This is a genomic window from Glycomyces sp. NPDC049804, assembly GCF_040674615.1.
GTDB lineage: Bacteria > Actinomycetota > Actinomycetes > Mycobacteriales > Micromonosporaceae > Glycomyces > Glycomyces niveus.
The window spans coordinates 132011-145992 of the sequence record NZ_JBFAMQ010000005.1 but is presented as its reverse complement, the minus strand read 5'-3'; the positions used below and the strand labels follow the sequence as shown (position 1 = coordinate 145992).

At 73.4% G+C, this 13982-nt stretch carries 13 protein-coding genes; 9 read left to right on the top strand and 4 right to left on the bottom strand.

Going from position 1 to position 13982, the window contains the following annotated elements; genetic code table 11:
• Positions 1 to 12: 12 nt before the first annotated feature.
• The 9 genes from urtB to AB0K52_RS09705 all read left to right on the top strand — a co-directional run bounded on the left by urtB (position 13) and on the right by AB0K52_RS09705 (position 10225).
• Positions 13 to 897 carry an urea ABC transporter permease subunit UrtB gene (gene urtB / locus AB0K52_RS09745; RefSeq protein WP_363528764.1) on the top strand — a complete coding sequence of 295 codons (885 nt, stop codon included), beginning with the start codon at positions 13 to 15 and terminating at the stop codon, positions 895 to 897.
• On the top strand, positions 894 to 1970 hold the full coding sequence (urtC, locus tag AB0K52_RS09740; RefSeq protein WP_363528761.1) for an urea ABC transporter permease subunit UrtC: 1077 nt from the start codon (positions 894 to 896) through the stop codon (positions 1968 to 1970). The genes urtB and urtC overlap by 4 nt, the downstream gene beginning before the upstream one ends.
• Positions 1967 to 2737, top strand: a complete 771-nt coding sequence (locus tag AB0K52_RS09735) for an ATP-binding cassette domain-containing protein (protein WP_363528758.1) — start codon at positions 1967 to 1969, stop codon at positions 2735 to 2737. Before urtC ends, AB0K52_RS09735 begins: the two co-directional genes overlap by 4 nt.
• Entirely contained in the window at positions 2721 to 3410 is a 690-nt protein-coding gene (gene urtE, locus AB0K52_RS09730; protein ID WP_363528755.1) for an urea ABC transporter ATP-binding subunit UrtE, read from the top strand. The genes AB0K52_RS09735 and urtE overlap by 17 nt, the downstream gene beginning before the upstream one ends.
• On the top strand, positions 3407 to 4120 hold the full coding sequence (locus AB0K52_RS09725) for a GntR family transcriptional regulator (RefSeq protein ID WP_363528752.1): 714 nt from the start codon (positions 3407 to 3409) through the stop codon (positions 4118 to 4120). Before urtE ends, AB0K52_RS09725 begins: the two co-directional genes overlap by 4 nt.
• A gap of 30 nt (positions 4121 to 4150) precedes the next feature.
• Complete coding sequence (gene uca / locus AB0K52_RS09720; RefSeq protein WP_363528750.1) at positions 4151 to 7726, top strand: urea carboxylase; 3576 nt, start codon at positions 4151 to 4153, stop codon at positions 7724 to 7726.
• 27 nt (positions 7727 to 7753) lie between these two features.
• On the top strand, positions 7754 to 9427 hold the full coding sequence (atzF, locus tag AB0K52_RS09715) for an allophanate hydrolase (protein ID WP_363528747.1): 1674 nt from the start codon (positions 7754 to 7756) through the stop codon (positions 9425 to 9427).
• Positions 9428 to 9468: 41 nt separating this feature from the next.
• Positions 9469 to 9705, top strand: a complete 237-nt coding sequence (locus AB0K52_RS09710; protein WP_363528745.1) for a ribosomal protein L7/L12 — start codon at positions 9469 to 9471, stop codon at positions 9703 to 9705.
• 76 nt (positions 9706 to 9781) lie between these two features.
• On the top strand, positions 9782 to 10225 hold the full coding sequence (locus AB0K52_RS09705) for a hypothetical protein (protein ID WP_363528742.1): 444 nt from the start codon (positions 9782 to 9784) through the stop codon (positions 10223 to 10225).
• 140 nt (positions 10226 to 10365) lie between these two features.
• On the opposite strand, the gene AB0K52_RS09700 is transcribed toward AB0K52_RS09705, so the two are convergent.
• From AB0K52_RS09700 to AB0K52_RS09685, 4 genes are all read right to left on the bottom strand, one after another.
• Complete coding sequence (locus AB0K52_RS09700) at positions 10366 to 10869, bottom strand: methylated-DNA--[protein]-cysteine S-methyltransferase (protein WP_363528739.1); 504 nt, start codon at positions 10867 to 10869, stop codon at positions 10366 to 10368.
• Positions 10866 to 12353 (bottom strand): AlkA N-terminal domain-containing protein, encoded by a 1488-nt coding sequence (locus AB0K52_RS09695; RefSeq protein ID WP_363529534.1) that lies wholly within the window; start codon positions 12351 to 12353, stop codon positions 10866 to 10868. The genes AB0K52_RS09700 and AB0K52_RS09695 overlap by 4 nt, the downstream gene beginning before the upstream one ends.
• A 65-nt stretch (positions 12354 to 12418) precedes the next feature.
• On the bottom strand, positions 12419 to 13393 hold the full coding sequence (locus tag AB0K52_RS09690) for a tyrosine-type recombinase/integrase (RefSeq protein ID WP_363528737.1): 975 nt from the start codon (positions 13391 to 13393) through the stop codon (positions 12419 to 12421).
• 28 nt (positions 13394 to 13421) lie between these two features.
• On the bottom strand, positions 13422 to 13955 hold the full coding sequence (locus tag AB0K52_RS09685) for a DUF1697 domain-containing protein (protein WP_363528734.1): 534 nt from the start codon (positions 13953 to 13955) through the stop codon (positions 13422 to 13424).
• Between the last annotated feature and the right edge of the window lie 27 nt (positions 13956 to 13982).

The window sequence follows — 13982 nt, the reverse complement described above, 5'->3', positions numbered from 1 at the left end:
GAAGGAGACACCATGGACCTGCTCGTAGGACAGCTGTTCACCGGGCTGAGCACCGGATCGATCCTGCTGCTGGCGGCGCTGGGCCTGTCGCTCACGTTCGGCCAGATGGGCGTGATCAACATGGCGCACGGCGAGTTCATCATGGCCGGGTGCTACACCGCCTATGTCGTGCAGCAGCTCGCCGGGGACGCCGGCGTGTCCCTCCTGATCGCCCTGCCGCTGGGCTTCGCCGTCGGCGGCGTCATGGGCCTGGTCCTCGAGGCCCTGCTCATCCGCCACCTCTACCACCGGCCCCTCGACACGCTCCTGGTGACCTTCGGCGTCGGGCTCATCCTCCAGCAGGTCGCCCGGGACGTCTTCGGCGCTCCGGCGGTGAACGTGTCCGTTCCCGAGGCCCTGCGCGGCGGGGTGGACCTCCTGGGCGTCACGGTCCCCAAGACCCGCCTGTTCATCATGGGCCTCGCCGTCGTCGCGGTCACCGCCGTCGCCCTCGTCCTGCGGTTCACCCCCGCCGGGCGGCGCATCAGGGCGGTCGTGGGCAACCGCGACCTCGCCGAGACCGCCGGGATCTCCTCCCGCGCCGTGGACGCCGGCACGTTCTTCATCGGCTCCGGCCTCGCCGGCGTCGCCGGGGTCGCCCTGACCCTCATCGGCTCGACCAGTCCCACCACCGGCCAGTCCTATCTCGTCGACGCGTTCCTCGTCGTCGTCGCCGGGGGCCTGGGCCGCATCAAGGGCGCCGTGGTGGCCGCCGTCGCCCTCGGCGCGACGCAGGCGGTCTTCGAGACCTACTCGACCGCGTCCCTCGCCAAGGTCGGCGTCTTCATCGTCATCGTCGTCTTCCTGCAGCTGCGCCCCCAAGGCCTGTTCACGCTGCGGACCAGGAGCCTCGCATGAACCGCTTCTTCGCCTCGCGCCTGGGCACGTGGGCCGGGTTCGCGGCCGCGGCCGCCGTCCTGTTCGGGCTCGCGCCCCTCGTCCTGTCAGGATTCCGGCTCGGGCTGCTCGCCCAGTTCCTCTGCTACGCCGTCGTCGCCGTCGGCATCGGCCTCGCCTGGGGCCGCGGCGGCATGCTCACCCTCGGCCAAGGCGTCTTCTTCGGCATGGGCGCCTACCTCATGGCCATGCACCTCAAAATGGCCGACGCCGCATTCCGGAGCGGCCCCGGCGCCGTCCCCGACTTCATGGCACTCGCCGGCATCCGCGAACTCCCCGCCTACTGGGCGCCCTTCGCCTCGCCGGTGTTCACCATCGCCGCGATCCTCCTGCTGCCCACCGGCTTCGCCGTCCTGCTCGGCCTCGCCGTCTTCAAACGCCGCGTCAAAGGCGCCTACTTCGCGATCCTCTCCCAAGCCCTCGCCGGCGCCTTCGCGATCCTCCTCATCGGACAGCAGTCCCTCGGCGGGTTCAACGGCCTCTCACGCTTCCGGTACTTCTTCGGCTACAACCTCGACGACCCGGTCAACCAGCAGATGCTCTACTACATCGCCGCCGGCGTCCTCCTCGCCGTCGTCGCCGTCGCACTCCAACTGCGCCGCTCCCGCTACGGCGAACTCCTCCTCGCCGTCCGCGACGCCGAAGAACGCGTCCGCTTCCTCGGCTACGACGCCGCCAACATCAAGACCGTCGCCTACGCCACCGCCGCGCTCTTCGCCTCCGTCGCCGGCGCCGTCTTCGTGCCCATCGTCGGCATCATCTCCCCGGCCTCCATCGGCATCGTCCCCTCCATCATGTTCCTCCTCGGCGTCGCCATCGGCGGCCGCGCCACCCTCCTCGGCCCCGTCCTCGGCGCCCTCGCCGTCTACTGGGCCCAGACCACCCTCTCCGAACAGTTCCCCTCCGGCTGGGTCTACGCCCAAGGACTCCTGTTCGTCCTCGTCATCGCCCTCCTCCCCGGCGGCATCGCCTCGATCACCGCCCTCGCCAAGCGATTCCCCACCAAACGAGCCCCCGCGGAGGCCGCAGCATGAGCACCATCGCCCTGACCTGCACCGACATCCACGTCGCATTCGACGGCTTCAAAGCCGTCGACGGCGTCTGCCTCGAACTGGCCCGCGGCGAAGTCCACTTCCTCATCGGACCCAACGGCGCCGGCAAGACCACCCTCGTCGACGCCGTCACCGGCCTCACCCCCTACACCGGATCCGTCACCAAAGACACGCCCGGCAAAGGCGCCGTCGAACTGCGCGGCAAAAAGGTCCACCACATCGCCCGCACCGGCATCGGCCGCACCTTCCAGACCGCCACCGTCTTCGACAACCTCACCGTCGCCCAGAACCTCGACATCGCCGCCGGCGCCCACCGCAGCCCCTGGACCCTCCTGCGCCGCCGCCGCCACCTCCCCGAGACCGTCACCGCCACCATGGACCGCATCGGCCTGACCGGCCACGCCCACACCCCCGCCGGCATCCTCGCCCACGGCCAGAAGCAGTGGCTCGAGATCGGCATGCTCCTCGTCGGCGACGCCGACGTCCTCCTCCTCGACGAACCCATCGCCGGCATGGGCCACGACGAACGCGAGACCACCGGACGACTCCTCCACGACATCGCCGCCGACCGCGCCGTCGCCGTCGTCGAACACGACATGGACTTCATGCGCGCCTTCGCCTCCCGCGTCACCGTCCTCCACGCCGGCGCCGTCCTCGCCACCGGAACGGTCGACGACGTCTCGACCGACCCGCGCGTCCAAGCCGTCTACCTCGGCACGAAGGAGACCGCCGATGCTCACACTGCGTAACCTCACCTGCGGATACGGACGCACCCCCGTCGTCCACGACGTGAACCTCGACGTCGGCACCGACCAGGTCGTGGCCGTCATGGGCCACAACGGCGCCGGCAAGACCACCCTCCTGCGCGCCGTCGTCGGCCTCCTCCCCGCCATGACCGGCACCATCGAACTCGACGGCCGCGACCTCACCCGCACCCCCACCCACCAGCGCGTCAAACACGGCATGGCCTACGTCCCCCAAGGCCAGCAATGCTTCGCGCACCTCACCGCCGGCGAGAACCTCCGCCTCGTCGCCGACGGCCGCAAACACGGCAAGACCCTCATCGACGAACAGCTCGACCGCTTCCCCGCCCTACGCCCCCTCCAAGGACGCCAAGCCGGACTCCTCTCCGGCGGCCAGCGCCAGCAGCTCGCCATCGCCCGCGCGCTCATCACCGAGCCGCGCCTGCTCATCCTCGACGAGCCCACCGAAGGCATCCAGCCCAACGTCGTCGCCGAGATCGAGGCGGCCGTCATCGACCTCGCCCGCGGAGGCCTGTCCGTGCTCCTGGTCGAACAGCACCTCGGGTTCGCGCTCCAAGCCGCCGCCCGATACGCCGTCCTGCGATCGGGCCGGATCGCGTCGCACGGGGCGACCGGCGCCGGCGCCGGCGAGCGGGTCCGGGAGGCGATGGCCATATGAACACCGCCTTCACACCCCTGCCCGAGGTGGACGAGCCCCTCGCGGCGCGCGTGTACGTGGCGTTGCGCGCCGACTTGATGGCCGGGCGGTACGAGCCGGGCAAGCGCCTCGGTGAAGAACGGCTCGCCGGGAACTACGGCGTCTCGCGCACGCCCGTGCGCGAGGCCTTGAGCCGGTTGTCCGCCGACGGGCTCGTCTCGCGCGAAGTCGACGGGCTCTACCCGTACCGGCCGCGGATCGACCAGCTCAACGACCTGTACGAGGTGCGGTTGACCCTCGAGCTGCGGGGCCTCGCGCGCGCCGCCGCCGACCCCGAGACCACGCACGACGCCGATCTGCTGGGGCCGGAACTGGAGCGGTGGTACCGGCTGCGGGACGCCCCGCCGGGCCCCGACGCCGGGTTCGTCGAATCCGACGAGCGCTACCACCTGACGCTCCTGGCCGCCTCCGGGAACGCCCAGTTGGCCGAGTCGTTGAAGGCGGTGAACAACCGGATCCGGCCGGCGCGGATGTTCGACTACTTCACCGCCGAGCGGATGGCCGACACGATCGAGGAGCACATCGCGATCGCCGAAGGTGCCCTGGAAGGCCGGTACGCGGAGGCGACGGCAATCCTCACCCGCCACATCGAGACCTCCCGGTCGATCGTGGTCGGCCGCGCCGAGGCGGCCCTGACCTGGGCGCACCTGGCCAACGCCGTCCGCCCCTGAACCGAAGCTGAACTGGAAGCGAGACCTGTCGTGTTCGACCGCATCCTCATCGCCAACCGCGGCGAGATCTCCCGGCGCATCACCCGCACCGCCCACCGGCTCGGCGCCGCCACCGTCGCCGTCTACTCGGAGGCCGACGCCGCGTCCCTGCACGTGCGGGACGCCGACGCGGCGGTATGCGTGGGCCCGGCCGCGCCGGCCGAGTCCTATCTGAACGTCGATGCGATCCTGTCGGCCGCGAAGGACACCGGCGCGCAGGCGATCCACCCCGGGTACGGGTTCCTCGCCGAGAACGCCGAGTTCGCGCGCCGCTGCGCCGAAGCCGGCCTCGTGTTCATCGGCCCCACCCCCGGGCAGCTCGAACTGTTCGGCGACAAGGTCACCGCCCGGGCCGCCGCGACCGCCGCGGGCGTGCCCCTCGCCGCCGGCACCGGCGCCCTCCCCACCCCCGAGGCCGCGGTCGCCGCGGCCGAGCGGATCGGGTACCCCGTCATCGTCAAAGCCTCGGCCGGCGGCGGCGGCATCGGCATGCGGGTCGCCCACAGCCCGCGCGAGCTCGCCGACGTGTTCGCCACCGTCAAGCGCCTCGCCGCCGACAACTTCGGCGACGACGCGGTCTACCTCGAGCAGTACGTCCGGCGCGCCCGCCACGTCGAAGTGCAGGTCTTCGGCGACGGCCTGGGCCGGGTCGTGTCCTTGTCGGACCGCGACTGCACCCTGCAGCGCCGCCACCAGAAAGTCATCGAGGAAGCCCCCGCCCCCGGCCTGCCCGCCCTCGTCCGGGGGCAGATGCACGCCGCCGCGCGGGCCCTCGCCGCCTCGGCCCACTACCGGTCCGCCGGCACCGTCGAGTTCATCTACGACCCCGAACGCGAGACCGCCTCGTTCCTGGAGTGCAACACGCGCCTCCAGGTGGAGCACCCGGTCACCGAGCAGATCCTCGGCATCGACCTCGTCGAGTGGATGATCCGCGCCGCCGCCGGCGACACGGCCTTCCTCGACGGCCTGCCCGACACCGGCCCCGCCGTGACCGGCGCCGCGGTCGAAGCGCGCGTCTACGCCGAAGACCCCGCCCGCGACCACCTCCCCTCCGCCGGGCTCCTCACCTGCGTCGACCTCCCCGCCGCCGCCCGCGTCGACACGTGGATCGCACCCGGCCTCGACGTCCCCGCCGCCTACGACCCCATGCTCGCCAAGATCATCACCACCGGCGACACCCGCGAGGCCGCGTGGGCCGCGCTCGCCGACGCATTGGGCGAGACCCGGATCGAAGGCGTCCACACCAACCTCGGGCAGCTCGCCGCCGCCGCCGTCGACGCCCGCGTCGCCGCCGTCGCCCACGACACCGGCACCATCGCCACCATCACCGACACCTCCCCGCGCATCGACGTCATCGCCCCCGGCGTCCTCACCACCGTCCAGGACTGGCCCGGCCGGCTCGGGCACTGGCAGGTCGGCGTCCCCCCGTCGGGGCCCATGGACGACCACTCCTTCCGGGCCGGCAACCGCGCCCTCGGCAACCCCGAGGGCGCCCCCGGCCTCGAATGCACCATCGCCGGCCCCACCCTGCGCTTCAGCGCCCCCGCGATCGTCTGCGTGACCGGCGCCCCCGCGCCCGTCACCCTCGACGGCGAGCCCGCACCCCAATGGGAGCCCCTCCACGTGCCCGCCGGCGGCGTCCTCGCCGTCGGCGCCGTCACCGACGCCGGCGCCCGCACCTACGTGCTCTTCCAAGGCGGCCTCGACGTCCCCCGGTTCCTCGGCTCGGCCTCGACGTTCCCGCCCGGGCGCATCGGCGGCTACACCGGCGACCAGCTCCGCGCCGGCGACCGCCTCCTCCCCGCCGCCACCGGACTCGAAGCGGCACACGCCGTCCCGGTCGCCGAGCGGCCCGAATTCACGCACGCGTGGACCCTCGCCGTCACCCCCGGGCCCCAGCCGGCCCCCCACTACTTCACCACCGGCGACATGGCCCGGATCTACGACGCCGCATGGACCGTCCAAGTCCACGCCGGACGCTCCGGCGTCCGCCTCGACGGACCCCGCCCCGCATGGGCCCGCACCGACGGCGGCGACGCCGGCCTCCACCCCTCCAACCTCCACGACAACCCCTACTCCGTCGGCACCGTCAACTTCACCGGCGACACCCCCGCCCTCCTCGGCCCCGACGGCCCCAGCCTCGGCGGCTTCGCCTGCCCCTTCACCGTCACCACCGCCGACCGGTGGAAACTCGGGCAACTGCGCCCCGGCGACACCGTCCGCTTCCTGCCCGTCGACGAACCCGAAGCCGACCGCCTCCGCGCCCGCCCCCTCGCCCCGCCCCGCCCCCTCGATCGCGCCGAACACGACACCGCGACCCTCGCCGCCATCGACGCCGGCGAGGACCGGCCCGCCGTCGCCTACCGGCGGGCCGGCGACGACGCCGTCCTCCTCGAATACGGGCCCATGCACCTCGACCTGGGCCTGCGCATGAGAGTCGGCGCCCTCATGGACGCCCTCGCCGCCGCCGCACCAGCCGGACTCATCGACACCACCCCCGGGGTGCGGTCCCTCCACCTGCACGTCGACCCCGACCTCCTCCCGATCCGCACCCTCACCGGGCTCCTGGTCGAACTCGAGCAGGACCTCCCCGACATCAACGACATGACCGTCCCCTCACGGGAAGTGCGGCTCCCCATCTCCTGGAACGACGCCGTCGTCGACGAGGCCATCGCCCGCTACACCACCAACGTCCGCGACGACGCCCTGTTCAACCCCTCCAACATCGAATTCATCCGCCGCATCAACGGCCTCGACACCATCGACGACGTCGCCCGCATCGCCACCAGCGCCGAATGGCTCGTCCTGGGCCTGGGCGACGTCTACCTCGGCGCGCCCGCCGCCGTCCCCGTCGACCCCCGGCACCGGCTCGTCACCACCAAGTACAACCCCGCCCGCACCTGGACCGCCGAAGGCACCGTCGGCATCGGCGGCTCCTACATGTGCATCTACGGCATGGACTCGCCCGGCGGGTACCAGCTCGTCGGCCGCACCGCCCCCATCTGGGCCGGCCTGCGCGACCTCCCGTCCTTCCACGACGGCCTGCCCTGGCTCCTGCGGTTCTTCGACCGCGTCGTCTTCGAACGCGTCAGCGAGGAGCAGCTCGCCGAGACCCGCCGCGAACTCGCCGCCGGACGGACCCGTCTCGACATCCGCCCCGGCACCTTCGCCTACGCCGACTACCGGCGGCTCCTGGCCGACAACGCCGACAGCATCGACGCGTTCCGCACCCGCCAGGCCGCCGCGTTCGAGGCCGAACGGCAGCGGTGGGCCGACGCCGGCGAATTCGACCGCGACCACACCGAACCGGCCCCCCACACCGGGCCCGCGGTCGACCTCGCCGCCGGCGAGACCCTCGTCGAAGCGCCCATGGCCGCCAGCGTCTGGCGCATCGACCTCCGCGAAGGCGACACCGTCACCGCCGGGGACACCGTCGTCGTCCTCGAAGCGATGAAACTCGAGATGCCCGTGACCGCACCCGTCACCGGGACGGTCACCCGCGTCCTCGCCCGGCCCGGCGACCAGGCCGCGCCCGGCACACCGCTGCTCGTGATCGCCGACCGGTAGACGACCGACCATCAGACAGGGGAATCCGTGAACACCACCAGCGCCGCCCAGCGGGTGCGGGACGCCTACGCCCGCATGCAGGAAGCCGAGAGGCCCGAAGCGTGGATCGCCGTGCGCGGCCTCGACGACCTCCTCGCCGAAGCCGCCGCCGTCGACGCCCGCGCCGCCGCCGGGGCGGCACTGCCGCTGGCCGGCACCGTGTTCGCCGCCAAGGACAACATCGACGTCGCCGGCCTCCCCACCACCGCCGCCGCGCCCTCCTTCGCGTACGAACCCGAACGGGACGCCACCGCCGTCGCGCGCCTGCGCGCCGCCGGCGCGATCTGCCTGGGCAAGACCAACCTCGACCAGTTCGCGACCGGCCTGGTCGGCACCCGCAGCCCCTACGGGCCGGTCCGCTCCGCCCACGACGAGACCCTGATCTCGGGCGGGTCCTCCTCCGGCTCGGCCGTCGCGGTCGCGCTCGGCGTCGTCGACTTCGCGCTCGGCACCGACACCGCCGGGTCCGGGCGGGTCCCCGCGGCCCTCAACGGGCTCATCGGCGTCAAAGCCACCCTCGGGCTCGTCCCCGTCGACGGCGTCGTCCCCGCCTGCGCCTCCTACGACTGCCTCACCGTCTTCGCCCCGGGCCTCGACCTCGCCGCCGCCGCGATGCGCACCATGACCGGCCCCAGCCCGGCCGACCCCGCCTCCCGGCCCTGGCCCGCCGACACCCCCCTCGCCGCCCCGCCCGCACCGCGCATCGCACTCCCGCACCCGGGGGCGCTCACCGCCCTCGACCCCGACTTCAGGCCGCTGTGGGCCGAGGCGGTCGCGCGGCTCGAGGCGACCGGCGCCCAGACCGCCGTCATCGACGTGCAGCCGCTCCTGGACGCCGCACTCCTGCTCTACGAAGGCGCGCTCGTCACCGAACGGTACGCGGCCTTCGGGCACCGGCTCGACGCCGACGACACCGACCCCACCGTCGCCGCGATCGTGCGCGGCGCCTTGCAATACTCCGGCGCGGACCTCGCCGCCGACCAGCAGCGCCTGCGCGCCACCCGCCTCGAAGCCGCCGCGCTCCTGGCCGGGTTCGACGCGCTCGTCCTGCCCACCGCGCCCCTCCACCCCTCGCTCGCCGACGTCGCCGCCGACCCCGTCGGCGTCAACGCCCGCATGGGCACCTACACCAACTTCGTCAACCTCCTCGACATGGCCGCCGTCGCCGTCCCCGCCGGGCGGGCCGGCGCGAAAGGGTTCGGCGTCAGCCTCATCGTCCCCGCCTTCGCCGACCAGATCGCCCTCGACCTCGCCGCCCGCCTCACCGGCACCCCCGCCCCCGCCTACGCGCCCGGCGGCTGCGACCTCGTCGTCTTCGGCGCCCACCTCACCGGCATGCCCCTCAACCACCAGCTCACCGGCCTCAACGCCCGCCTCGTCGGGGCGGTGCGCACCGCCCCGGCCTACCGGATGCACGCCCTCGACACCGACCCGCCCAAACCCCTCGTCATCCGCACCGCCGCGGGCGGGGCGAGCCTGCCCGGCGAGCGCTGGCAGTTGAGCCCGGCCGCGCTCGGGCGGTTCCTCGACGGCCTGCCCGCACCCATGACCCTGGGCAAGGTCGAGCTCGACGACGGCACCTGGGCCACCGGATTCTGCGCGGCCGAGCCCGCGGGGGAGGACGTCACGGCCGCCGGCGGATGGCGGGCCTGGCGGCAGTGACCGCCTAGCATGGTCGCCACCGCACCACCGGAAGGAACCCGATGCGCCACGACCCGACCCTGCAGGCCCTCGCCCGGATCGAACGCAAACTCGACCTCGTCATGCGCCACCTCGCGATCGCCGACCACGCCCCGCCCGAGCCCGACCCGTTCACCGAGGTCCGCGACCTGGCCCGGCGCGGCAAGAAGATCCAGGCGATCAAGGCCTACCGCGAGATCACCGGCACCGGCCTCAAAGAGGCCAAAGACGCCGTCGACCGCATGGAAGCCGGACACTGAACCCACTCGTGCCCCGCCGGTGCGGGGCACGAGTGGATGTGACGGTCACTCGCGGGATTCGGGTAGGGTCGCGCCCATGCAACCCCAGCCGCAGCCGACGGTCCGCCGCGCCCTCATCGCCGCCGTCTGGCTCGCGGGCGTCGCCGCCGGACTCCTCGCCGCCGTCTGGGGTGTGGCCTGGGCGCTCGAAGGCGGCCCGCAGCCGAGCCTGGCCACCGTCCAGAGCGCCACGCGCCTGGACTTCCCCGAGGACACCGAGGTGACCGACGCCGACCTGACGGCCATGGAGTCCCCGACCCCCGGCGACCGCGCCGAAGTCACCGTCGAGATCCCCTCGGACGGCTTCGACGACTTCCTCGCCGACAACGGCATGGACGCGCCGCTGCTGGCCGGGACGAGCCCGGGCGGGACCGCCACGGGCGTCATCCCGGCCGGATGCGACGACGAGATCTGCTGGGCCGCGACCATCATCGTCGAGAACGACGCCGTCACCGTCGAACTCGACGTCACCCTCCTCTAGGGCCTGTCCTGCGCATCAGACCGGCCCGCTCGCCGCGGTGTCGGCCCTCCCGACACCACCCCGGTATCGGGAAAGCCCTCCGCCTCGCGAACGCACCAACGGACTCGGACACCGCCGCATCCTTGATGCACAGACGGGCCCTAGCCGAACAGGGCCGGCTCGCCCCGCTCGAGCGACAGCAGCCGCTCCTTGCGCCACAGGCCCCCGGCGTAGCCGGTGAGCTTGCCGTTCGCGCCGATCACCCGGTGGCAGGGGACGACGATCGCGATCGGGTTGCGCCCGTTCGCCAGCCCGACCGCCCGCACCGCCTTGCGGTCCCCGATCCGCTCCGCGATGTCCATGTACGACACCGTCTCGCCGTAGGGGATGCGGCACAGCTCCTTCCACACCCGGTGCTGGAACGTCGTGCCGGCGGCGGCGAGCGGCAGGTCGAAGTCCCGCAGGTCCCCGGCGAAATACGCCTCGAGCTGGTCGACGGCGGCCTCCAGGACCGGGGTGGCCTCCTCGGGACCCCAGGCGTCCTTCATCTCCTCGACGCCCATGTGGACGCAGGTGACGCCCGCGTCGACCGCCGAGACGGCCATGAGCCCCAGCGGGGACTCCATCGTCAGATGCCTTGCGGTGGGATCAATCGCGGTGGTCATGCTGCGGTCTCCTTCTCGGTGTCGGTCGGCAGGCGGTTCGTCGGGTGCTCGCTCGAGGCCCACAGGTACTGGACGGCGTAGGCCCGCCAGGGCCGCCACGCCTGCGACCTCGCCTCCAAGGCCTTCCCGGCGCCCAGGTCGAGATGCCGGGCGCCCTTGACGACCCCGAGGTCGTTGACGGGGAACGCGTCGGGATCCCCCAGGGCGCGCATGGCGATCATCTCGATCGTCCACGGCCCCACCCCCGCCACCCCGGCGAGGTCCTGCCGGGCCTTCGCCCAGTCCGCGCCGGGCCCCACCTCCACCCGCCCCGCGGCGAGCGCCGCGGCGAGCGCCAGGACGGTGGCCTTGCGGCGGGCGGGCATCGGCAGGTGCGCGGGGTCGGCCTCGGCCAGCGCGGCCGGGGAGGGGAAGAGCCGGGTGAGGCCGCCGTCGGGGTCGTCGACCGGCTCGCCGTAGCGTTCGGCGAGGCGGGCGGCGACGGTGGCGGCTGAGGCGGTGGCGATCTGCTGGCCGATGACGGCGCGCAGGGCGTACTCGGGGCCGTCGGCTTTGCGCGGGACGCGGCGGCCGGGGGTCTTGGCGACGAGGGGGGCGAGGGCGGGGTCGGCGGTGAGGGCTTCCATGGGGGCGTGGGGGTCCGCGTCGAGGTCGAGGGCGCGGCGGCAGCGGGCGACCGCGGCGGTCACGTCGCGCAGGTCGGCGACGCGCAGGCGGCATTCGATGTAGCCGGGTGCGGGGCGCAGGGCGGCGGTGCCGGGGCCGTGGGGCAGGCGCAGGGTGCGCCGGTAGGCGCCGCCCTGCCATTCTTCGACGCCGGGTGCCGCGGCGGCGGCGAGGTGCCCGAAGAGGTTGGAGGGTTCGAAGGGTTCGCGGTAGGCGAGGCGGAGGGTGATGGCGCCGCCGCCGGTCGTCGTGCGGCCTCGGGCTTTGGTGCGCAGTTCGGTGGGGGAGCAGGCGAAGACGTCGGCGACGACGCGGTTGAAGGCGCGGATGGAGGCGAATCCGGCGGCGAAGGCGACCTGGCCCATGGGCAGGTCGGTGGATTCGATGAGGGTGCGGGCGACTTGGGCCCGTTGGGCGCGGGCGAGGGCGGCCGGTCCGGCGCCGACTTCGGCGATGAGGAGGCGTTCGAGTTGGCGCAGGGAGTAGCCGAGGCGGGCGGCGAGGCCGGCGGCGCCGTCGCGGTCGACGACGCCTTCGCCGATGAGGCGCATCGCGCGGGCGCACACGTCCGAGCGCCAGTCCCAGGCGGGGGAGCCGGGGGAGGCGTCGGGGCGGCAGCGTTTGCAGGCCCGGTAGCCGGCGTCCTGGGCGGCCGCGGCGGAGGCGTAGAACCGCTGGTGTTCGCGTTTGGGTTTGACCGCGGGGCAGGAGGGGCGGCAGTAGATGCGGGTGGAGGTGACGGCCAGGAACACCCAGCCGTCGAAGCGGGCGTCGCGGCCGGCGACGGCGGCCTGCAGCCGGTCGGTGTCGCCGAGGATCGCGTGGAAGTCCATGCCCCCAAGACTGCCTCCCGGGTGCGACAACGGCTAGCCAGAAATCGACATCACGATTCGGGGAGCTGGAGCCGGTCGACCGCCTCGCGGGAGCGGCGGGCGGGGCGGCGGTCGTAGCGGGCGGTGGTGGCGGGGGAGGCGTGGCCGACCAGGGACTGGGTGATGGCCAGGTCGACGCCGGCGTCGAGGAGCTCGCCGATGAAGGTGCGGCGGAAGTCGTGCGGGGTGTGGCGGCGCTGCCCGGCCTCGACCAGGCGTTTCATGAGCAGGTCGGCGATGGCCTGCCCGGTCATGCCCGACAGGTGCGTGCCGGTGCGGCGCAGCCGCCCGGCCTTGTTGATGGGGCAGAACAGGGCGCCGGGGTCGTTGCCGCGGACGTGCGTCCACCGGTCGATGCGGGCCTGGGCGGCCTCGGTGACGTAGACGGCGCGTTCCTTGTTGCCTTTGCCGACGATGCGGATGGACCGCTCGGCGGGGTCGTAGTCGGCCAGGCGCATCGAGGCGATCTCCGAGCGCCGGCACCCGGTCGAGTAGAGCGTGGCGAGGACGGCGGCGTCGCGGGCGCCGGCCGGGCCGGGGTCGGCGTCGCACGCGTAGAGGGCCGCGCCGAGCGCTTCGGCGTCGACCTGCTGGCCGACGGGGAGCCGCTGGGCTTTGACCGGTTGCAGGTCGCAGGCGCGCTGGTAGTCTTCGGCGGCCATGAGGTCGAGCCGCCACGCTTCTTTGAGGACGCGGCGCAGGGCCGCGAGGTGCTTGTTGACGTACGCGCCGGACCAGCCCGCGTCGATCATCGCCGCCCGCAGCCGCGACGTGTGCTCGTAGCGCAGCAGGTGCCACGGCTGGCCTTCGCCGACCGCTTCGGGGTCGCCCGAGAGCAGCTGGGCGATGCGGTCGAGGCAGCCGCGCATGGTCCGCCGCGACTCGGCCGACCCGAGCGTGTCGAGGTAGGCGCGGTACGGGTCGGCGCCCGGCCCTGCGGGGGCGGGGGCGGCGGACCAGTCGACACCTATGAGTTCAGCGGCCATGCGTCCCACCATAACCCAAGCCCCGCAGTCATTCTGGCGTCTCAGCGGCCATGTCCCGCAGCCGGCGGACGGTGCGAAGGTTCCGGGTCGTGGCCGCGGTGTCGCCCAGGGGCTTCCAGAACCCCGACCGGTCCAGTGTGGACTTCCCGAGTCCGTCCGGGTAGTACACCCACACGTGCGAGCCGGCCACGACCGCCTCCTCGGGCCGCCCTGCGGGGACGGCCAGCGCGGGCGCGGGCCCGGACAGGAACGTCACGGTCACCTTCGCCTCGTCGAGGCCGCGCCCGGCGAACGGGTCGGCGTCGAGGAGGCGGTCGAGTTCGGCGCCGGTGCGGACCATGACCGGGACGCGGTGCCCGAACTCGGTCTCGAGCACTGCCGCGATCGCCTCGGCGACGGCGGGGGCGGCGGTGTCGGCGTCGAGGACGAGGTTCCCCGACTGGATGTAGGTGCGCACCCGGGCGAATCCGGCCTCGGTGAGCGCGGTGCGCAGGCCGGCCATGGGCACCTTGCGGTGCCCGCCGACGTTCACGCCCCGCAGCAGTGCCGCATAGGTCGTCACGATGTCCCCTCTCGCCGCAATGGACGC